Origin of the sequence: Nocardia albiluteola (assembly GCF_018860155.1) — a bacterium.
Lineage (GTDB): Bacteria > Actinomycetota > Actinomycetes > Mycobacteriales > Mycobacteriaceae > Nocardia > Nocardia albiluteola.
In genome coordinates this window covers 1-19,266 of sequence record NZ_JAHKNI010000005.1, presented here as the reverse complement: position 1 = coordinate 19,266, position 19,266 = coordinate 1, and the positions used below count along the sequence as shown (strand labels likewise).

Genomic DNA, 19,266 nt, shown 5'->3' with positions numbered 1-19,266 from the left:
CTTCGTTTCCGGGGCCCCGCGAAGTCGCACGGCCCCGATGCAGATACTCGTATCGTGAGATCCGAATATTGGGCTCACAGACTGTAGGAGGCCGAGTGCCAGCTGACAAGACGCAATCGGCGGAAGCCTCGCCGCCTACTCAGCGGGTCGTCTCGGTGCTGGAGTTGCTCGCCGCGGCGCCGCGGCCCCTCACCTCGGCCCACATCGCGGACAGCCTCGGGCTGAGCCGGTCCACGATCGGCAACATCCTGTCCACCCTGCAGGCCCGGGACTGGGTGCACCGCAACGCCGACCTGACCTACGACATCGGGCCCGCACTGCTGCGCACTTCGGATCAACAGCGCCGCAAGCTCTCCGGGCCCGCACCACTCCAGGTTGCGTTGCAGCGACTCGCCCGTGAGGTCGATTGCGGTGCGGCCCTTGTCCATATCGACGGGCGGGAGATCCGGTTCACCGCCGTCGTCCAGAACCGGGGCCGGATCCCGGCGGGGATATCCGTCGGCACCCGCCTGCCCTTGATCCCGCCCGCGGCGGCCACGATCATCGCGCATTCCGATGCCCGGACCCGGCAGGAGTGGCTCGACGCGGCTCCCGCGGATGCCGAGCAATTCCGGACCGCGCTCGCCGATATCCACAGCCTCGGGGCCGCGGTCTGGGGAGTCGACGCACACAGCGTCGCCGCCCTCGACGTCCTCGCCGACGTCGTCGAGCACCTGACGCACAATCCGGCCGACCATGCCCTTCGCGAACGAGTGGTCACCCTGCTCGGTGGCATCAGCGGCGCCGCCTACCGCCCCGCCGACCTGGATGCCGATATCGCCCTGCCGATCAGCTACATCTCCGCGCCGGTCCTGGACGACTCCGGAAAGCCGCTGGCGGAACTGTTGATCGGACCGCTCCGGAGCGCGGTCACCCGGGACGAACGGGACCACTACCTCAGCGCGATCACGCACGCCGCTCGGCAGCTCCCGCTGCCGTAAACCCCCGCTCGACGAGCGCGCTGTCAATTCGATTGTCGGACACTGTGATTCGACCATGTCATGAAGTCTGCACAGATGCCCCCCATCCGCATATTGCTCGACCAGCGCCGGACAAGCTCATTCTAGTTGTGCAGCAATGCCTTTGAGTTCACCACGGGAGGTCACACCAAGTTTCGGATAGGCCTTGTACAAGTGATAGCCGACGGTGCGGTGACTCAGGAACAGCTGCGCGGCAATATCCCGATTGGACAGACCCTGTGCGGCCAAACGCACGATCTGCAGTTCCTGCGGGGTCAACCCCGCTACCGCACGATCGCGGGGAACCTCACTGCTGTCCGGAGCTCCGGCTGCGACGAGTTCGTGACGGGCCCGCCGCGCCCATGGCTCCATACCGAGCCGTTCGAAGATCGTCAGCGCCTCGGACAGCTGCGTCCGCGCCGGGGCCTTACGCCGCGCTCGACGCAGCCACTCCCCGAAAAGTAATGCGGTGCGGGCATATTCGACCGGACGGCCGTCGGCATCGTGTGCCGCCAGCGCTCGGATGTACAGCTGTTCGGCCGCCTCGTCGTGGAGCAGTGCGCGACATCGCAAGACCAGCGCGTCGGCCCACGGCTGCCGCACCGACTCGGCCCAGGCCTCGAACCGCGCGAGCGGAGCGGCGGCCCGCTCGGGCGCTCCCGCCCGCACCGCCGATTCGACCAGGTCCGGGACGGATCGCAGGGCACTGAACTGATGGCTGAACGGTTCCCGGGTCAGGCGCTCGAGCCGGGTCAGCGCGGCCTCGGCGCGCCCGAGCCCGAGTTCGAGCACGCCGAGCGCCCAATGCGCCCACGGCGTGACGGGTGCGCCGGCCCCCATGCAGTCCCCGGCCAGTCCGGCGGCCGCGGAGTCCCGGCAGCTCTGTTCCTGTCCGCCCATCGCCTGCAGGTAGGCGATCACACCACTGAGGTGGCCGCCCCACTGCCGCTGCCCGGTATCGCGAGCCAGTTCCAAGGCCTCACTCGCGGCGGTGAGCCCGGCATCGAGACGGCCGGTGAATCCGTCTATGTCGGCGACGAAGCCCAGCACGGTGGGCAACCTGCCTGCCGCACCGGTTTCCCGGCATTGCCTCACCATCGCGGTCGCCAGCGTGTAGGCCTCACCGTCCTGCCCGCGAGCCATCGCCGCACCACACAGCAAGACCAGTAGATAGTCCGAAATCTGCCCTCGGACACGGATTTCCGCCAGGGTGTGCGTCAGCGACAGCGGTGGTGCACCGGGCCCGGTGTCCAGCAGTTGTGCGACGAATGCCGCGGCCGGGGTGATCGGATGCTCCGGCGGCAGCGTCAGCTTCCGCAGGCGTTCCAGTACCTCGACCACCGCGGGATTGCCCAGATGCCACGCTGGGTGAACGGCCTGAAGCAGCAGGGCCGCGGACTGTCCGGGATCCGAGTCGGCGATCAGGTCCGCGGCGTTCACTAGCATCCGGTGCGCGGCGGGAAGGTCCCGCTGCCAGAAGCTCGCCAACGCCTGCACCTGAAGCAGGTTGGCGCGCACGGCGATATCGTCCGTATGCCGGGCCGCGCGATCGGCCAGCCGTCGGGCGCGCTCCAGATCCCCTGCCTCCAGCGCGGATTGGGCACTCAGTGCCTCCCTGCGCGCGCGTAGCTCGGGTTGCGCGGTCAATCTGGCGGACCGCTCATAGGCCGCGGCCGCGGCCTGATACCCGCCGCGCTCGCGGGCCCGGGTGGCGGTGCCCTCCAGCAGATCGGCAACCTCCGCATCGGGCCCGGCGGCCGCGGCGGCCAGATGCCACGCGCGCCGGTCGGCGTATTCGGGCGCCACGAGGGCCTCGGCGAGGGCGCGGTGCACCGCCAGCCGCCGACCGAGCGGCGCCCGTGCGTAGACCGCCGCGCGAATCAACGGATGCCGGAACGCAATTACCGCATCGGCGCCGCCACCGACGACCGGCCCGATCAACCCCGCGCGTTCGGCCGGGGCGAAATCGTCGATATCGACGCCGAGCACCTTCGCCGCGTGGAACACCACCGCCGGTTCCCCGGTCTCCTCCGCCGCGACGACCAGCAGCGCGCCCTGGGTCGCCGCGGGCAGGCGACTGACCTGGCCGTGAAAGGCCAGGCGCAGCCGATCGGTCAGGGGCAACGCGGTGGCACGCAGGTCCAGGGAGGGCTCGGCCGCCATCGCAATCGGCAACTCCCGCAGGGCAAGTGGGTTTCCTCGCGCCACAGCCAGCAGTCCGTACCGCAGGGCCGGTCCAAGATCGTGGGCATCGAGCAGCGCGGCCGCCGCCTCGGGCGGCAGACCGGCGAGACGACGCTCGGGCAGACCGTCCGCCGCGAAGGCCCCCTCGCCGTCCCGAGCCGCGAAGATCATCACCACGCCCTCGGCATGCAGCCGCCGAGCCGCGAACAGCATGACCTCGCGCGATGCGTGGTCCAGCCATTGCGCATCGTCGACCAGCACAACCACGCCGGACTCGCCCGCGTATTCCGCGAGCAGCGAGAGCACCGCCAGCCCGATCAGCATCGGATCCCGACCGGCCCCCGCGCCCAGCCCCAGCGCTGTCTCCAGCGCGGCGCGCTGCGGTTCCGGCAGCCCCGCCAGGCCGCCCGCGCCCGGCTGCGGCCGCGACGCTCGCACTGCCGGGAGCAACAGCAATTGCAGTCCGGCAAAAGGCAATTCGGCCTCGACCTCGATGCCCGCACCCCGCAGCACCCGCAGCGATCCCGCCGACGCCGCCGCATGGTCGAGCAAGGCCGATTTGCCGATGCCGGGCTCCCCCCGCAGCACCAGCGCCGCGCTGCCGCCCTCGCGAGCGCGGTCCAGCACTGCGCCGATCGCGCTGAGCTCCGATTGCCTGCCGAGCAGCTCCACTACCGCATCATGCACGACCGTGCCGGAATTCTCACCCATCTTTCCCACGGTCGGAGCCACCGGAGCGAACCGTACGCCGGTGACCGTCCGTGCGGCTCACCAAAGCCCTTCACCCCGGAGCCCTTTCGGGTCCGGGGTGAATCGGTTGCCGTGGTTCAGCTCTTCCTGCGCGATCTCGGCAGCAGCTGCACCAGTCCCGCGGTGATCAGGCAGAGCAGGCTCATCGGCACCAGGCTCGCTACGAAGGCCGGTCCCGGATTCCCGGTGCCGCCGAGACGGTCGTAGAACACGATCCCTACCACCGCGATGCCCAGTGCACCACCGACCTGCTGCGCCGTGGCCAGGACACCCCCCGCGGCGGCGGCGTGCTCGGGCGCCACACCCGCCAGGACGACGCCCGGCACCGGCACCAACGCCAAACCCATTCCCGCACCGGCGATTACGAGACCAGGCAGCAACCACTCCAGAGCCACCTGCCCGCCCGCGCGCTCGGCAGCCACCGCCAGCAGTACCAATCCCGCGCCCTGCATCATCGCGCCGAGCGCGATCACCTGGCGCCCGAGGCGTGCGGCCAGACGTTCGGCCACCGAAGAAGTCAGCATGTACGGGCCGCCGATCGACAGGAACAGCGCACCCGAGGACAGCGGCGTCATGCCGCGGCCCTGCTGCAGGTACAGCGCCAGGAAGAGGAAGAACGAACCCATCGTCATCTGATAGGCCAGCGAGAGCACCACGCCCACGCTGAACGCACGGTCCCGGAACAAGGTCGGATCGACCAGCGGCGCGGCGCCGCGGGCGGCCAATCGCCGCTGGTACCAAGCGAATACACCCAGCAGCACCGCCGCGGTGGCCAGCGACAGCCAGGTCCACAGGGGCCAGCCTTGCGTACGGCCCTGGATGAGCGGCAGCACCAACGCGACCAGAGCGGCCAGAATCAGGCCCACGCCATAGGGGTCGAGGCGGGTTCCCGCATTACCGCGCGACTCGGGCACCGATCGCCGCAGCACCGCCAGCGCGATCACACCCACCGGCACGTTGATCCAATAGATGGTCCGCCATCCGAGCCCGAACAGGTCGGCCTGGATCAGCGCGCCACCGATCAGCTGGCCGAACACCGCGGCCAGGCCCATGGTCAGGCCGTAGGCCGCGAAGGCTCGGGCCTGCCGTGCCCCCGCGAAGACCACGCTGATGATGCCGAGCACCTGCGGCGTGACCAGTGCCATGCCCACGCCCTGCACGACCCGCGCGGCGATCAGCTCACCCGCGCCGCCCGCCATCGCGCACACGATGGACGCCACCGTGAACAGCGCCATGCCGAGCCCGTACATGCGGCGTCGCCCGAACATGTCGCCCAGCCGGCCGCCGGTGATCAGACCCGCCGCAACGGCCAATCCGTACCCGGCGACCACCCACTGCATGGCGGCGCTGCTCGCGTGCAGATCGGCCTGCGTCCCGGGAATCGCGACATTGACGATGAAGAAGTCGAGGGTTGCCATGAAGATTCCGGCGAGCAGAACCAGCAGGGTGCCCCACGATGCGTGGTCGGAGGTGGCCCGGGCCGGTACGGCGACCGGGCTCTGGAGAGTGGATGACGACATGACGGCTGTCCTGAATCTTCGAAATCGGCTGCTTGTGAATGACAACCACGACGCTAGGAAGATCCGGACGGCGGGGAATCTGTCGCGGTTAGGTACCGATGACTTGTCATCAACAGGTGGTTCACCACTTGCATTGCCGCGCCGCATGTTCCGTCCATGTACGAAACGGCGAACCGACGACCACGAGCTGGTCGATCGACGCGAACGTCTTAAGTACTTCCAATAGCGGGAAGTTCGCTGGTCACGTCGGCGGCAGCTCGGGGCCTCCCAGGGGTGGATGGCGTGTAGATGCGCAGTTCGGAGGGGCTCACTACCGTGCTTGCTTCCGCCCGAGTTCCGAGATGTAAGGACGCATATGTATGCCGATCTGGATCGGCTCGCCCTCGGTAGCTATCACACCGATACGGCCGCTGACCATGTGCGAGCAGCCCGTCAGCATCTCGAATCGTCCGAAGCGATGAACGGCATGTTCGGGCAGACCGAGTCCGCCCCGCGTGCCCACGTTGTCGTACACGGTGCTCACAAACAGCAGATCGGTGAGCTCGGCGGTCATCTTCAAAACCTGACCAGTATCTACGAGAAAGCAACCAGCTCCAGAAGTGGTTTCAGAGAGACGGATCGGGCAGCGGCTGATTACACGCGGATGAGGTCGATCGCCGAACATGAATGAGCCGACACTGGTTGCTCTGTCCGTGCCTGGGCTGACCGCTGCCGCGGGAATAGATCCGTGGAAGCTGCAGGATCAGTTGCTGTCGGGCAAGCCGAATCAGATCAGCTTGCTGGCGCAGACGTTCTATGTGAGCGGGTCGCACACAAAAGAAGCGGATGATGCATTCACCCAGGCGTATAAGCATTTTCAGAATGCGCACGCCTCCGATAACGGATGTAATGCGATCAATGATTCGCGTGTTGTCAGCGACACGATAACCGAACTGAAGCCGACTGCGGACAATCTCAATCGAATCGGCGTCAATCTGGAGGAGATCGCGGGGGCGCTGGCAGACGCACAGAACAACACGTACGGTCCGATCGAGGCGCTCAATCGCTCAGTACAGCAGTTCGATTCGGAAATCGTCGCGCTACCGAAGCACAGCCACCTCGTCTACGAGGAAACGCGTCAGGGGATCGAGCAGGACGCGGCCAAAGTGGTGCACACGGTCGGCGAGCAGTTGAACGGCATCGTCAACGACTACGAGAACGTGCTGAACGCCCGGATGACGGATATCGAGTCGACCGGCTACATCCCGTCGGTCAATCTCGATGACGGTGCCGCGACGACGCAGTTGCCACCGGCCGATACCAACCCGGCACACGTCAACGCCTGGTGGAACTCACTCGGCGCCGGTGCGCAACAGGCGATCCTGGCCACACATCCGGATGTGATCGGGAACCTGAACGGAATACCTGTGGTCGATCGCAGCGCCGCGAACGAGCAGGTCATGAACAACGACATCCACAGGGCGGAGGATGCGGCAAACGTCCATGGCGTCAAGGTCGGCAACCCGATGGACGACACCAGCGCCCTCAGGGCACTGGTGGAAAACCCGAACGCCTACACGAAGCTCGGCCTGACGGCTGACGAAGCCACGCGCGCCCACAATGCCCTCAACGTCCTGGACGGGTTGAAGGCCGACGGCAGTGCGGACACGGCCATGCATTCCTCGGAGACTCCGCCGGTTTACCTGTTCAAGTACCAGCCCCTCGCGTTCGGCGGGAAGGGCAGCGCCGCAATCGCTATCGGCAACCCGGACACCGCGGCCAATACCGCGATTCTGGTACCTGGAGCAAGTCAGAGCGTGCGAGCCAGCGACTCATCCGACAAGGGCTGGTTGGCCGTGCAGAGCCACGAGGCGCAGAATCTGTACGTCGAGTCGAACCGAGCCAACGCGGGGCAGACCGCGGTCGTGGCCTGGATGGGCTATGACGACCCACCCAACGGGCTCACCGCTGTCGCGTTTGCCCCTTTCGAACCCCACCACGGGGCCGCAGCCGAACGCGCCGGTGGCATTCTACTGGCTCAGGACACCAACGGACTCGCGGCCACCCACCAGGGCTCGCCGTCCCATGTCACCTGGGTGGGACACTCTGCCGGGGCCATCGTCGTCGCCGACGCGGCGGTCTCGGGCATCGCACGTCAACACGTCAACGACGTTGTGCTTGCCGGCCCCGTCAGCACCGACTTGGCACACAAGGCGGCCGACTTCCACCTGCCCCCCGGACACGTCTATGTCGGCGAATCATCCATCGACGGACTCGCGCGGCCCGCCCACGCCTATCTGAATGTAATGAGCCACGTTCTCGGCCAGGGCGGTGATGCCGACCCCACCGCGGCGGGATACGGTGCCACACGCTTCAAGGCGGAAACTCCGCCGAGCTTCAACTCGTGGCACTACTACAACCCCAACGCCCATCTGGCCTACTTCGATCCGGGCAGCGAGTCACTCTTTTCCATGGGCGACATCGTGTCGAACAACGGCCACCTGGCCCAAGACGGCATGGTCGCCACTCCCGACAAGGTCGTCCAGCTTCATCTGCCGGGCCGAGCCGGATGGGAGGGCCGGCAGGTGGTGGTGCCGGGCGAGACCACGGCCGGTGTTACGGACGATCACTACCACCCCGAGAAATGAGCCGACTCTCAGTGGCGAATTCCGTGCGGCGGCCATCGGGATGCAGGGCGAGGTACCAGTGCCGCCAGATCCAGATGGCGCGCTCGTCCAGGTCATCGGGCTCGGCCACCGGTTCCGCCAGGGCCCGCTCGGCCCGTCCCTCGTGCAGCAGAACGGGTTTCAGACCCTTCCGGTGACTCGTTCCGGTGGCATACCCGGGCCGATGGTGGCCCGGATCTCGGATGGGTCGTCCACGCGACCGCAGTGGGCACACACGGTCTGGTGCGTGATTCCAGCCCCGCACACCGAGTGGGTGTAGAGGATCGGCGGCTCGCCGTCGGTCGCCCACTGGTCACCCCATTCGGTGAGCGCGACGAGGGCGGGCGCCAGCGCCCGCCCCTTCTCGGTGAGCAGGTACTCGTATAGCTCAGGCTGCTCGGAATACTTGTGGCGGTACATGATTCCGGATTCGACGAAGCCGTCGAGCCGGGACTTGAGGATATTGGTGGCGATGCCGAGGCTGCGCTGGAAGTCGCCGTAACGGGTCGCCCCGGCGAACAGCGCATCGCGAATGATCAGCAGGCTCCAGCGTTCGCCGATCACCTCGAGCGAGCGGGCGATCGAGCACACCTGCGAGTCATACATCTTCCCTAGCACACCCGACAGTCTACCAGCACACTTGCATCATGAATGTGACATGCCGGGCAGTACCGCGCCGGAGGCGCCGACCGTGCGCACCGCACCCCTCGCGACAGGGAAAAACGAGGCCCTCCGGTGACTGTACGTCGCATGATCCCGGCGGCTATTCTCGGTGCGTCGTGACCCGAAGGGCGTGGATATCGAGGAGGTTTGGTGTCGAACGACCGGCCGGCACCGGAGGGTGTCGATCCGACCAAGCCGAACGCCGCCAGAATCTACAACTATCTGCTGGGCGGCAAGGACAATTACGAGGCGGACCGGATGGTGGCGCAGCGCATGCTGTCCATCGCGCCGGACAATCGGACACTGGCCACGCTCAGCCGCGCGTTTCTGACGGGTTCGGCAAAGATGGCCGCCGAGACGGGAATTCGGCAGTTCGTCGATATCGGGTCCGGCATACCGGCCTCGCCCAGCGTGTACGAGACGGTCATGGCGGTCGATCCCGACTCCCGACTGGCCTCCATCGATTACGACCCGGTCGTCATCGCGCACACCAACGCGATGTTCTGCGATCTGCCCGGTGTCACGCCGATGCTGGGCGACTTCCGCGAGCCCGACGACATCATCGCGCGGCTGCCCGAGGCGGGCATAGACCTGTCCGAGCCGATCGCGCTACTGCTCGTCGGCCTCCTGCACTTCGTGCTCGAGGACGAGAAGCCGGCCGAGGTGATGGCCCGACTCCACGAGGTGATGGCGCCGGGCAGTTACGTGGCATTCACGCACGGCGCCACCGAGAGCGACAAGACGTGGGTGCAGCAGACCGTGACCGACACCGTGGGCAGCACCGCCCAGTTCGTCTTCCGCTCCCGCGCCGATGTGGCCACGATCTTCAAGGGTTTCGACCTGCTCGACCCCGGGATCGTGCCGGTCCAGCAGTGGCTCAGCGACGACCTTCCCGACACCCGGATGGTGGTACTCGGCGGTATCTGCCGAAAGTCGTAGGGCCCGAACGCTATCGATACGCCCGGAAATTGCCGAAGTAGTTGCACGACGCTCCGCCTACCGATAGCCTGCGCCCTGACAATCCAATGCGGCCCGCGCCGGTGGGGCCTCACTCTTTCGCATCTCATCACAGGGAGCGCTGCGCGTGCGAGTCTTCAGATGGGCACGGACCATATTCGCCGCAATCATGCTGTGCTGCTTCGCAACCGGCGTGGCGGCCGCCGACAACGGCTCGGCCCCGGCTTCCTGCCGCTCCTTTCCGATCGCGGTGCCGCAGGGCCGATTGGCCGCGACCCTGTGCACGCCACCGGGCGGGTCGCACACCGTCATGGTGTTGATGTCGGGCTCCAATTTCAATGGCACCTACTGGGATTTCCCGTACGAGCCGCAGATCTACAACTTCCGCCGGGCGATGAACGCGGCCGGGTACGCCACGCTCGTGGTGGACCGGCTCGGCAACGGCGCGAGCACCCATCCGCAGAGCGAGACGTTGACGGCCACCGGCACCGCGCAGGACCTGCACGTCATCGTCCAGGACGCCAAGCACGGACTCGACGGCGCCGCGCCGTTCGGCAAGGTCGTCACCGTCGGGCACTCGCTGACCTCCGGCACCTCCATCATGGAGTCCACCGCATACCACGATGCCGACGGCCTACTGCTGACCGGTTATTCGCACGCGGTGAACGTCCCGGAGACCCTGAGCGTGATCGCCACCTATCACTCGGCCGCCGGCGATCCCGAATTCGCCGGGCGCGGACTGGATCCGGGTTATCTGACGACGCGACCTGGTACGCGCGTGCACGACTTCTTCGATCCCGGCGATATCGACCCGGCGGTGCTCGCACTGGACGAAAAGGATAAAGAGGTCTTTTCCCTCACCGAATATCCGGACGGAATGGTCTCCACACTGCCCGGCATGTCCAATTTCATCACCGTTCCGGTTCTCATCGTCGTCGGCGCACGGGACCGGATGCTCTGCGGCGCGAACTACGCCAGCTGCGCGAGCTCGGCCACCATGCAGGCCGAGGAGGCACCGTTCTTCGGTCCCGCGGCGCGGCTGCGCACGTTCGTGCTGCCCGGCAGCGGCCACGGGGTGAACCTAGCGCGCAACACCCAGGCCTATCACGCCGCCGTCGTCGACTGGGCGAATTCCACCATCGGAAAGTAGTCTCGGGCTGGTGTTCCCCAGTGGCACAGCACAAGACGCAATCACACCGTTGGAGGTCGGAGGAAATATGAGCACGTCCGCTGACTTGACACTCGACCGGCTCCGGCAGGATCTGCGGGAGTTCGCGCGCCTGTCCGAGGCGCGCTACGTGCCCGCGGCGGTGGATCCGGTCCTGGACGCCCTGGCCGAGCTGTGGACCAGCTCGTGGATCGGAGTGCGAACCACCACGCATCCGGTGGGGCAGCGCGAAGTCAGTGCCCGGCTGATGAATTCGAGTCCGACCGCCGATCCGGTGGGCACCCTGCGCGACGCCGGGCTGCTCACCTTCACCGGGCATCCGATGGAAAAACTGCTGACCGAGATCCCCGCCGCCGTACCGGTGCGCTGGGGTGTGGATCTCGCGGTCGCGACCGGCGTGCAGAAGATCTGGCTGGTGTTTCCCGAACTGCTCACCGTGCGGCGGATGCTCGGGTTCTCCGGCGTACCCGCCGCCGCGGGCACGCACGCCGAGCATCTGACCCGCTACGGCGGCGACATCGGCATGATGGCAATAGATTTCGTCAGCCACACCATGAACTGGTACTCCCGCGTGCTCACCCCGGGCGAGCTCACGCCGTCCGACATCGTCACCATCCTGCGCGAGCTGAACTTCGCCCCGGCCGCCGATGAGGAGCTGGCCCTGTTCGCCCGGACGTTCAACGCCTATCGCACCTTCTCCTGGAATTCGCCCGACATCCAGCGCATCTGCTTCCCGGTGCGCAGCGATGCCGCCGGCTTCCCCACCCACCTGGACCCCGTACTCGAGCGCTTCGTCACCGGAGCCCCGTATGCGGACACCGGCCCCCGCGGATTTGTGTTCTACACCGCCTACGGTCCGACCGGCCGGTACTACAAGGTGCAGGCCGACTACACCTCCGCGCTGAACGCGACCTTCCCCGGCGGCACGCGTCCGCCGATGCAATGAGGCGCCGCGTTACGGCACAAACTGGACAGAGGATCTCGCCTGGTGAGTTGGCTGATTTCGGGCCCGGCAGGCTAGCATGGTCACAGATGTTGTAGGCGATAGTGCCTGCGCAAGTGCCGGTCTGACATGCGCCGGTAGCCACAGGACACAGCGGAGAAGGTCCCATGACGGCAGATCCGGCGTGGAAAGAGATCGCCACCTCACCCGTAGCTCAGCGCGGCCCGACGGCACTGCGGATCATGGTCGGCGGTCAGCTACGCAAACTGCGCGAGGCCCGCGGGATTACGCCGCAGCAAGCCGGCGACCGTATTCGCGGCTCGCACGCCAAGATCAGCAGGCTCGAGCTCGGCCGGACCGGATACAAGGAACGCGATGTCAGCGATCTGCTGACCCTGTACGGCGTCGTCGACCCCGAGCAGCGCGAGTCCTTCCTGAAGCTTGTTCGCATGGCCAACGACCAGGGTTGGTGGCACGGCTACAGCGACCTGCTCCCCTCCTGGTTCGAGAACTATCTCGGGCTCGAGGGCGCCGCGCAATGGATCAGAACCTATGAGGGACAACTGGTTCCGGGCCTGCTGCAGACCGACGACTACGCGCGGGCGGTCGTCACGATGGCGCACAACGACCACGACGTGATCCGCCGCGTCGAGCTGCGGCGCAAGCGTCAGGCCATTCTCGACATCCCGGGTGGTCCCTCGCTGTGGGCGATCCTGGACGAATCGGTGTTGCGCCGGCCCGTCGGCGGGCGGGCCGTGCTGCGCGCCCAGCTCGAACATCTGCTGAAGATGTCACATCAGCGGAATATCACCATTCAGGTGCTCCCGTATGCGGACAGCAGCCAGGCCGCCGTGGCCAGCTCGTTCGCCATCCTGCGCTTCGCCGAGGAACAGCTCCCCGATATCGTTTACCTGGAACAGATTTCGAGCGCGCTGTACCTCGACCGGCCGCAGGATCTCGAGACGTACCGCCACGTCATGGACTGCCTCAGCATCGAGGCTGCCTCGCCGGTCGCGTCGCGCGCGCTGCTGGCCGCCGCGGCCGAGCAGCTGAAGTAACGCCGCTCAGCTCCAGACGCCGCTGTCGACCATCCAGATACCGTGGTCGCCCTGGGTCGCGGGTTGCACTAGATGCAGCGCGACCTTGCCGCCGTCCTGATTGGTGACGAACACGACCATCGGTGCGCCGGTACTGGTTTGCACGCTGGTCCACCCGAATCGGTTCTGCACAAAGGACTTTGCGACCTGCACGCGATCCAGGCGCCACGGCTGATGGCCACCGTTCACGGCAGTTTGCAGATCGGCGGCCTGCGCGGCGGTCAACCCCTCACCGGTGAAGGTGGTTCCGGGCGCGGGACGACCCGTGACCGGCTGCTGCGAGGTGGTCGCCGGGACGGACGTGATCGGCTGCGGGGCAACGGAATCCGAGGGAATTGCCTGGTCCTGCGAGGGGGGCCCGGGCGAAGTCTCCGGTGCCGGTGAGGCATTCGGCCCGGACGGAGTATCCGACGAGGTGACGGCGGTCGAGGACGTGGTGGACGCCGGCGTCGTTGTGGTCGAGCATCCGCCCAGCACCGCCGCACCGGCGAACACTCCCACCAGCATTGCCGCCGCTCGATGCGAAAACCGGCCGAGAAGGCGGTCGGTTCGGTCGGTCATGGTGTACCCCCGGTCGGTTCGGCGTGAGATCCGCGTGGATCATTGTCCTGATTTCGCACCACCGAACCGCATCGTTACCCCGGCAACGCGACGGGCCGGCCGTCCGGCACGCAGGTCGGCCACATCTCGGTGAGCCACGCCTGCTCGACAACACGCAGCACATCCCGGTGCGCCCGGACCTCACGCACCAACCGAACAGTGCGATCACCCCGCGCGCCGTCGAGATGGCGCCCGAGATATGCATTTCCCGGCTGCCGCACAGTTTTCCACGGGAGGAAGATGAGGGAACGGACCGGACGATCGGAGACGGCATGGACAGGGACGAGACCGGCGCGGCCCCGATGCACGAGGCGGTCGCATGACGTCACATCCGCGGGCGGCATCGGACCGGGACCGCTTCGCGGCCGACACCGAGCGGTTCCGCCGGGAGTTGCTGGCGCACTGCTACCGCATGGTCGGCTCGGCGCACGACGCGGAGGATCTGGTGCAGGAGACCTATCTGCGGGCATGGCGGTCCTATGCCGGATTCGAGGGCCGCGCATCGATGCGGACCTGGCTCTACCGCATCGCCACCAACGTCTGCCTGACGGCACTGGGGTCACAGCGGCCCCGGATGGTGCCCTCGGGGCTGGCGGGCCCGTACGACGGCCCGGAGCGCGCACCGAGTCCTCTTGCACAGGAACAGGTTTCGTGGCTCGAGCCGCTGCCGGACGTCTGGATCGCCCCGCCGCAGGACGATCCAGAGGCGGTGACGGTCGCCCGCGAGTCGGTGCGGCTGGCCCTCATCGCGAGCCTGCAGCATCTGCCCGCCCGCCAGCGCGCGATCCTCATCCTGCGCGACGTGCTGGCGTTCTCGGCGGCCGAGACCGCCGAGGTGCTCGACACGACCACGGCGGCGGTCAAAAGCGGCCTGCAGCGCGCCCGCGCCCGGCTGGACGAGCTCGGGCCGGAGCCCGACACCCTGCTCGAACCGGCCGACCCGCGGGCCCGCGCGCTGCTCGATGGGTATATCGCCGCCTTCGAGCGCTCCGACGCCTCCCTGCTGGAGCACGTGCTGCGCGCGGACGCCACCCTGGAGGCGACGCCGTTCGGCGATTGGCAGGCGGGCCGGGTGGCGTGCATCCACATACTCGACAGCTACGTACTCGGCGCACCCGGCGATTGGCGCATGGTCGCGACCACCGCCAACGGCCAGCCCGCCGCCCTCACCTACCGCCGGGATCCGGACGGCGTGCTGCGCGGGTACGGGGCGGTGGTGCTCGCCGCCACCGCCACCGGCATATCCCGCGTGATCGCCTTCCACCATCGCTCGCTGGCCGCGGCGTTCGGCCTCCCGGACGTGCTCGCCGATCCCGTCGAGCCCCTCCGGTCAGGGCAGTAGGGCCAGCTTGCCGACGGTCGCGCGACTCTCCAACTCCGCCAGTGCCTTCGGGCCGTCGGCCAGGGCGTATCCGGTGGGCTGCCCGGGGGTGATCACCCCCGCGGCGATGAGCGCGAACAGCTCGGTCATCACCTCGCCGAAGACCTGTGGCGCGGCCCGGATCAGCGTCCCGATATTGAGGCCGATGATGTGAACCTGGTACTCGTACACCAGTTCCCAGTTGGTGAGCGCGGCGTCACCGCCCGCCGCGCCGAACACCACCACGCGCCCGGTCACCGGCTTGGCGGCGACCAGACTCGCATGAAAGCCCAAGCCACCCACCGAGGCCAGTACCAGATCGACGCCGGCGCCGCCGGTCAGCCGCGACACCTCGGCGGCAAGATCGCCTGCGCGGGAATCCACTACGTGGTCCGCACCCAACGCCCGCACGATCTCGTGCTTGCCCGCCGATGCGGCGGCAATGACCGTCGCGCCGTAGTGCTTGGCCAGGCGCACCGCGACCTGGCCGGTTCCGCCCGCCGCGGCATGAATCAGCACGGTCTGCCCGGCGGCGATGCCGCCCAGCGGTTTGAGCGCGGCCAGCGCCGTGGGCCAGCTCACCGTCAGGCCCAGGGCCTGTTCCGCGGTCCAGCCCGCGGGCACCGGCACCGCCGCGGCGGCGGGCATCGTCATGTACTCGGCGAAGGCGCCGTACCCGATGCCGATGACTCGGGCGCCGGGCCCGATTCCGGTCACTCCCTCGCCCGCGGCGACGACCTCACCGGCGGCCTCGAAGCCCGCCAGATAGGGCGGCCGGGGGTTGTTCCCGGACGCTCCGCGGGTCTGGGAGACGTCGCGGTAGTTGACTCCGGCGGCGGCGACGCGGATCAGCACCTCGCCCGGTCCGGGGACCGGTACCGGGGCGTCGGTGATCAGCTGCATGTCCTGCGGGCCGTGCAGCGACATCTGCCGCAGGGCGCGCATGGTGGTGGGGATGCTCATGACGTATGGACCCGAACCGTCCCCGAAAGGAATCGACGCCGAGCCGATTGTCGATTTCGGCCCTCGTGGTGCGTCGTACAGACGACACTACAAAAGGGTTCCGGCGGCGGCCGGGCCACGAACGACGCGAAAGGATCCGGGATGAAGGCCATTCGCCTGCACGCACCGACGGGCATCGAGGGACTCGTCTACGAGGACGTGCCCGACGCCCAGCCCGGCCTCAACGACGTGCTGATCAAGGTCGCGGCGTGCGGCATCACGCACAACGAGCTCGATTGGCCGGTATGGAAGTGCCGGGCCGGTCACCCGCGCGCGGGAATCATTCCGGGCCACGAGGTATCGGGAGTGGTGGCCGCGCTGGGCTACGGCACGGCCGGATTCGCGGTTGGCGACGAGGTTTTCGGGCTGGCCGACCAGCTGCGCGACGGCGCGGCCGCGGAATACATTGCGGTGGAGGCCCGCAACCTCGCCCGCAAGCCGCGCACCCTGGATCACGTTCAGGCCGCGGCGGTTCCGCGCGCGGGCCTCACCGCGTGGCAGGCCCTGTTCGATCACGGCGCCCTCACCAAGGGCAAGACCGTGGTCGTGCACGGCGCGGGCGGCGCGGTCGGGTCGATGGCGGTGCAGCTGGCGCGGTGGGCCGGAGCGCGGGTGATCGGCACCGGACGTGAGCATTCCCGTTCCCTGGCAATCGAACTCGGCGCCGACCGCTACCTCGCGCTGGACACCGCCGATCGCCTCGAAGATGTCGCGGGCGAGGCCGACCTGGTCGTGGACACCGTCGGCGGGGAGGTGCTCACCGGCTCGTCGGTCCTGCTGCGCCCCGGCGGAATACTGGTCACGATCAAGGCCGCCGCGGAGTTCCCGACCGACCGGGACGACATCACGAAGGTCGTCTTCGTCCAGGTGGCCGACCGCGCGCAGCTGAGCGAGCTCGCCCGCCTGATCGACGAGGGGCACCTGCGCCCGCAGCCCGGCTCGGTGTACCCGCTGGCCGACGCCGTCGCCGCGTTCACGGCGAAGGCGGCGGGCGGCCTGCCCGGCCGGACCGTACTGCGTCCCTGATCGGCCCGCTCGACCGCCGTCGGGGCGTTCATCGCGAAAGCCACGAGCGCCCAGCCAGCAGACCGTGACACGCCCCGATCGACCCGCTCGACCATCCCGCGGCGTTCATCGCAAAGGCCGCGGGCACCCAGCCAGCAGACCGTGCTGCACCCCGATCGACCCGCTCGACCACCCTCGCGGGGTTCATCGCGAGGGCCGCGGGCACCCCGGCCGGCCGCACCGTGCCACGCCTGATCGGCCGCTGCATGTGCGGCGCTGGTCGCGGCGCGGCCGTCCGGTCTCGCCGGAATTCTCGGATCGTGTGCGATTCACGTATCGGGCGTGAGATCCGGAGCGAGCGCATACGCTGGCGACCGTGGACTTGCTGGTTGGTATCGATCTGGGGACCGGAAGCAGCAAGGGGGTCCTGGTCCGGCCGGATGGGGTCGTGGTCGCCGAACATCAAATAGCGCACGAGATTTCGCTTCCCCGGCCAGGATGGGCCGAGGTGGATCCGGTGGGGATGTGGTGGGCCGAGGTCGGCGCGATCAGCCGGGCCCTGGTGGCCGCCGCGCCGCGTGCGGCACACATCGCCGGACTGTGCGTCAGCGGCGTCGGCCCCTGCCTGGTGCTCTGCGACGAGCACCTCGATCCGGTACGGCCGGCCATCCTGTACGGCATCGACTCCCGGGCCTCGGCCGAGATCACAGCCCTCACCGCGGAGTTCGGCGCGCAGGAGATCCTGCGGTCGGCCGGCAAATCGCTGTCCAGCCAGGCGGTGGGACCGAAGATCGAATGGGTGCGCCGCCACGAGCCCGAGGCGATGGCGCGTGCCCGGCGCTGGTACGGCTCCAACTCCTTCATCGTGGCCAAGCTGACCGGTGAATACATCCAGGATCATCACACCGCCAGCCAGTGCGATCCGCTCTACGCCCTGCGCGACTTCGATTGGCACGCGGAGTGGTCCGGGCGCATCCTGGGCAGTCTGCCGCTGCCCCGGCTGGTGTGGCCGGGCGAGACCGTCGGCGCCCTCACCCCCGACGCGGCCGCGCACACCGGGATTCCCGCCGGCACCCCGGTCGTGGCGGGCACGGTCGACGCCTACGCCGAGGCATTCAGCGTCGGGGTGCGCAATCCCGGCGATCTGATGCTCATGTACGGCTCCACCATGTTCCTGGTGCAGGTGCTGGAGAAGTACCACACCAATCCGGCGCTGTGGACGACGGCGGGCGTCGAACCGGGCACGTTCACGTTCGCGGCCGGCACCTCGACCGCGGGCAGCCTCACGCAGTGGCTGCAGAAGGTCACCGGCGGGGCGCCGTTCGAGGAGCTGATGGCCGAGGCGGAGGCGGTGCCACCGGGCTCCGAGGGCCTGATGGTGCTGCCGTACCTGGCCGGCGAGCGCACCCCGGTCTTCGATCCGGACGCCCGCGGTGTGTTCGCCGGGCTGACACTGCGGCACGGGCGCGGTCATCTCTTCCGCGCCTCGTACGAGGGCATCTCGTTCGGCATCCGCCAGATCCTCGAGATGTTCGACGACGCGGGTTCACCGGCCGTCCGCGCGGTCGGGGTCGGCGGCGGGCTGCACAGCACGGTATGGACGCAGGCGCTCAGCGATATCACCGGACTGACCCAGCTGCTGCCGGAGCAGACCATCGGCGCCAGCTACGGCGACGCGCTGCTCGCCGCGATCGGGGTGGGACTCGTTGCCCCCGAGACGGATTGGGCCCGCATCGCGCGAGAGGTAGCGCCGGATCCGGCCGCCCGCGCGCGCTACGACGAGCTCTACGCGACCTGGCGGGAGCTGTACCCGGCGACCCGCGAGCAGATACATCGGCTGGCCGCATTCGGCTGAGCGGCTCCGCGCCGAATCCGTAAGCGCCCGTCAGGAAGCGGGGCACCATACGGCGAACTCGGCGCCGCCGGGTTCGCGGAAGTGGAACCGGCGGCCGCCGGGAAAGTCGAAGGGTTCGACCGTGACGACGCCGCCCGCGGCCTCGATCGTCTCGCGCGCCTCCGGCAGATCATCGGTGCGGATGGTGACCAGCGGTGCGGCGGCCTGCTCGGCCGCATCGGCCTGGAAGCCCAGCGTGATGCCGCCGCCCTGCACGTCGGCATAGGTGGGTCCGTAGGCGGTGGCAGTCCAACCGAAGGCCTTCTCGAAGAAGGCGCTCGACGCGCCCGCCGATCCGGACGGGAACTCCACGAAATCGATGGTGAACATGGACCAGAGGATAACCAGGGGGACCGACATTGATGATGTAAGGCGTGTTCCTGCGCTGGTCGTGACTCTGGGTCCGACTGACGCCCTGCTGGGTTGTCCTTAATTTGATCTGTCGGGCCGGTGCGGGGGCCGTAAGTCTCGCACCGGATG

At 68.2% G+C, this 19,266-nt stretch carries 16 protein-coding genes; 10 read left to right on the top strand and 6 right to left on the bottom strand.

Features of this window, described 5'->3' with window-relative positions:
- Positions 1 to 95: 95 nt before the first annotated feature.
- A complete protein-coding gene (locus KO481_RS15990) occupies positions 96 to 980 on the top strand; it encodes a helix-turn-helix domain-containing protein (protein WP_215917954.1) in 885 nt (294 codons plus the stop codon).
- A gap of 117 nt (positions 981 to 1,097) precedes the next feature.
- On the opposite strand, the gene KO481_RS15985 is transcribed toward KO481_RS15990, so the two are convergent.
- Positions 1,098 to 3,893 carry an ATP-binding protein gene (locus KO481_RS15985; protein WP_215917953.1) on the bottom strand — a complete coding sequence of 932 codons (2,796 nt, stop codon included), beginning with the start codon at positions 3,891 to 3,893 and terminating at the stop codon, positions 1,098 to 1,100.
- A 116-nt stretch (positions 3,894 to 4,009) separates the two neighbouring features.
- On the bottom strand, positions 4,010 to 5,452 hold the full coding sequence (locus tag KO481_RS15980) for an MFS transporter (protein WP_215917952.1): 1,443 nt from the start codon (positions 5,450 to 5,452) through the stop codon (positions 4,010 to 4,012).
- 277 nt (positions 5,453 to 5,729) lie between these two features.
- Between KO481_RS15980 and KO481_RS44770 the strand changes: the two genes are divergently transcribed.
- Together KO481_RS44770 and KO481_RS15970 are read left to right on the top strand one after the other, a co-directional pair.
- Positions 5,730 to 6,122, top strand: a complete 393-nt coding sequence (locus tag KO481_RS44770) for a DUF2563 family protein (RefSeq protein WP_372452046.1) — start codon at positions 5,730 to 5,732, stop codon at positions 6,120 to 6,122.
- A complete protein-coding gene (locus KO481_RS15970; protein ID WP_215917950.1) occupies positions 6,115 to 8,079 on the top strand; it encodes a putative alpha/beta hydrolase in 1,965 nt (654 codons plus the stop codon). The genes KO481_RS44770 and KO481_RS15970 overlap by 8 nt, the downstream gene beginning before the upstream one ends.
- Before the next feature lie 159 nt (positions 8,080 to 8,238).
- Here KO481_RS15970 and KO481_RS15965 read toward each other — a convergent pair whose 3' ends face one another.
- A complete protein-coding gene (locus KO481_RS15965; protein ID WP_215917949.1) occupies positions 8,239 to 8,715 on the bottom strand; it encodes a winged helix-turn-helix transcriptional regulator in 477 nt (158 codons plus the stop codon).
- Positions 8,716 to 8,910: 195 nt separating this feature from the next.
- On the opposite strand from KO481_RS15965, the gene KO481_RS15960 reads away from it, so the two are divergent.
- The 4 genes from KO481_RS15960 (at position 8,911) to KO481_RS15945 (ending at position 12,886) form a co-directional block, all read left to right on the top strand.
- A complete protein-coding gene (locus KO481_RS15960) occupies positions 8,911 to 9,699 on the top strand; it encodes an SAM-dependent methyltransferase (protein ID WP_215917948.1) in 789 nt (262 codons plus the stop codon).
- 145 nt (positions 9,700 to 9,844) lie between these two features.
- Entirely contained in the window at positions 9,845 to 10,867 is a 1,023-nt protein-coding gene (locus KO481_RS15955) for an alpha/beta hydrolase (protein WP_308166635.1), read from the top strand.
- A gap of 67 nt (positions 10,868 to 10,934) precedes the next feature.
- Entirely contained in the window at positions 10,935 to 11,831 is an 897-nt protein-coding gene (locus KO481_RS15950) for an aromatic prenyltransferase (protein ID WP_215917947.1), read from the top strand.
- Between the two features lie 164 nt (positions 11,832 to 11,995).
- Positions 11,996 to 12,886, top strand: a complete 891-nt coding sequence (locus KO481_RS15945) for a Sco1979 family transcriptional regulator (RefSeq protein WP_215917946.1) — start codon at positions 11,996 to 11,998, stop codon at positions 12,884 to 12,886.
- Positions 12,887 to 12,892: 6 nt separating this feature from the next.
- Here KO481_RS15945 and KO481_RS15940 read toward each other — a convergent pair whose 3' ends face one another.
- A complete protein-coding gene (locus tag KO481_RS15940) occupies positions 12,893 to 13,486 on the bottom strand; it encodes a hypothetical protein (RefSeq protein ID WP_215917945.1) in 594 nt (197 codons plus the stop codon).
- A gap of 358 nt (positions 13,487 to 13,844) precedes the next feature.
- Between KO481_RS15940 and KO481_RS15935 the strand changes: the two genes are divergently transcribed.
- Positions 13,845 to 14,867, top strand: coding sequence for a sigma-70 family RNA polymerase sigma factor (locus KO481_RS15935; protein WP_215917944.1), 1,023 nt, complete (start codon positions 13,845 to 13,847; stop codon positions 14,865 to 14,867).
- Here KO481_RS15935 and KO481_RS15930 read toward each other — a convergent pair.
- Complete coding sequence (locus tag KO481_RS15930) at positions 14,856 to 15,848, bottom strand: NADPH:quinone oxidoreductase family protein (RefSeq protein ID WP_215917943.1); 993 nt, start codon at positions 15,846 to 15,848, stop codon at positions 14,856 to 14,858. The genes KO481_RS15935 and KO481_RS15930 overlap by 12 nt on opposite strands.
- Before the next feature lie 141 nt (positions 15,849 to 15,989).
- On the opposite strand from KO481_RS15930, the gene KO481_RS15925 reads away from it, so the two are divergent.
- Both KO481_RS15925 and KO481_RS15920 read left to right on the top strand, forming a co-directional pair.
- On the top strand, positions 15,990 to 16,913 hold the full coding sequence (locus tag KO481_RS15925; protein ID WP_215917942.1) for an NADP-dependent oxidoreductase: 924 nt from the start codon (positions 15,990 to 15,992) through the stop codon (positions 16,911 to 16,913).
- Positions 16,914 to 17,268: 355 nt separating this feature from the next.
- On the top strand, positions 17,269 to 18,747 hold the full coding sequence (locus tag KO481_RS15920; RefSeq protein WP_215917941.1) for an FGGY-family carbohydrate kinase: 1,479 nt from the start codon (positions 17,269 to 17,271) through the stop codon (positions 18,745 to 18,747).
- A gap of 30 nt (positions 18,748 to 18,777) precedes the next feature.
- Here the strand turns inward: KO481_RS15920 and KO481_RS15915 are convergent, their stop codons facing one another.
- The gene (locus KO481_RS15915; RefSeq protein WP_215917940.1) at positions 18,778 to 19,116 is read right to left on the bottom strand and encodes a VOC family protein; all 339 of its coding nucleotides are present in this window, start codon (positions 19,114 to 19,116) and stop codon (positions 18,778 to 18,780) included.
- Positions 19,117 to 19,266 lie beyond the last annotated feature (150 nt).

Excerpts from the sequence above, each read along its gene's own strand:
- KO481_RS44770 (WP_372452046.1), top strand. The coding sequence starts at position 5,730 with ATGGCGTGTAGATGCGCAGTTCGGAGGGGCTCACTACCGTGCTTGCTT.
- KO481_RS15985 (WP_215917953.1), bottom strand. The coding sequence starts at position 3,893 with ATGGGTGAGAATTCCGGCACGGTCGTGCATGATGCGGTAGTGGAGCTG.
- KO481_RS15950 (WP_215917947.1), top strand. The coding sequence starts at position 10,935 with ATGAGCACGTCCGCTGACTTGACACTCGACCGGCTCCGGCAGGATCTG.
- KO481_RS15940 (WP_215917945.1), bottom strand. The coding sequence starts at position 13,486 with ATGACCGACCGAACCGACCGCCTTCTCGGCCGGTTTTCGCATCGAGCG.
- KO481_RS15970 (WP_215917950.1), top strand. The coding sequence starts at position 6,115 with ATGAATGAGCCGACACTGGTTGCTCTGTCCGTGCCTGGGCTGACCGCT.
- KO481_RS15945 (WP_215917946.1), top strand. The coding sequence starts at position 11,996 with ATGACGGCAGATCCGGCGTGGAAAGAGATCGCCACCTCACCCGTAGCT.
- KO481_RS15915 (WP_215917940.1), bottom strand. The coding sequence starts at position 19,116 with ATGTTCACCATCGATTTCGTGGAGTTCCCGTCCGGATCGGCGGGCGCG.
- KO481_RS15980 (WP_215917952.1), bottom strand. The coding sequence starts at position 5,452 with ATGTCGTCATCCACTCTCCAGAGCCCGGTCGCCGTACCGGCCCGGGCC.
- KO481_RS15935 (WP_215917944.1), top strand. The coding sequence starts at position 13,845 with ATGACGTCACATCCGCGGGCGGCATCGGACCGGGACCGCTTCGCGGCC.
- KO481_RS15930 (WP_215917943.1), bottom strand. The coding sequence starts at position 15,848 with ATGAGCATCCCCACCACCATGCGCGCCCTGCGGCAGATGTCGCTGCAC.
- KO481_RS15925 (WP_215917942.1), top strand. The coding sequence starts at position 15,990 with ATGAAGGCCATTCGCCTGCACGCACCGACGGGCATCGAGGGACTCGTC.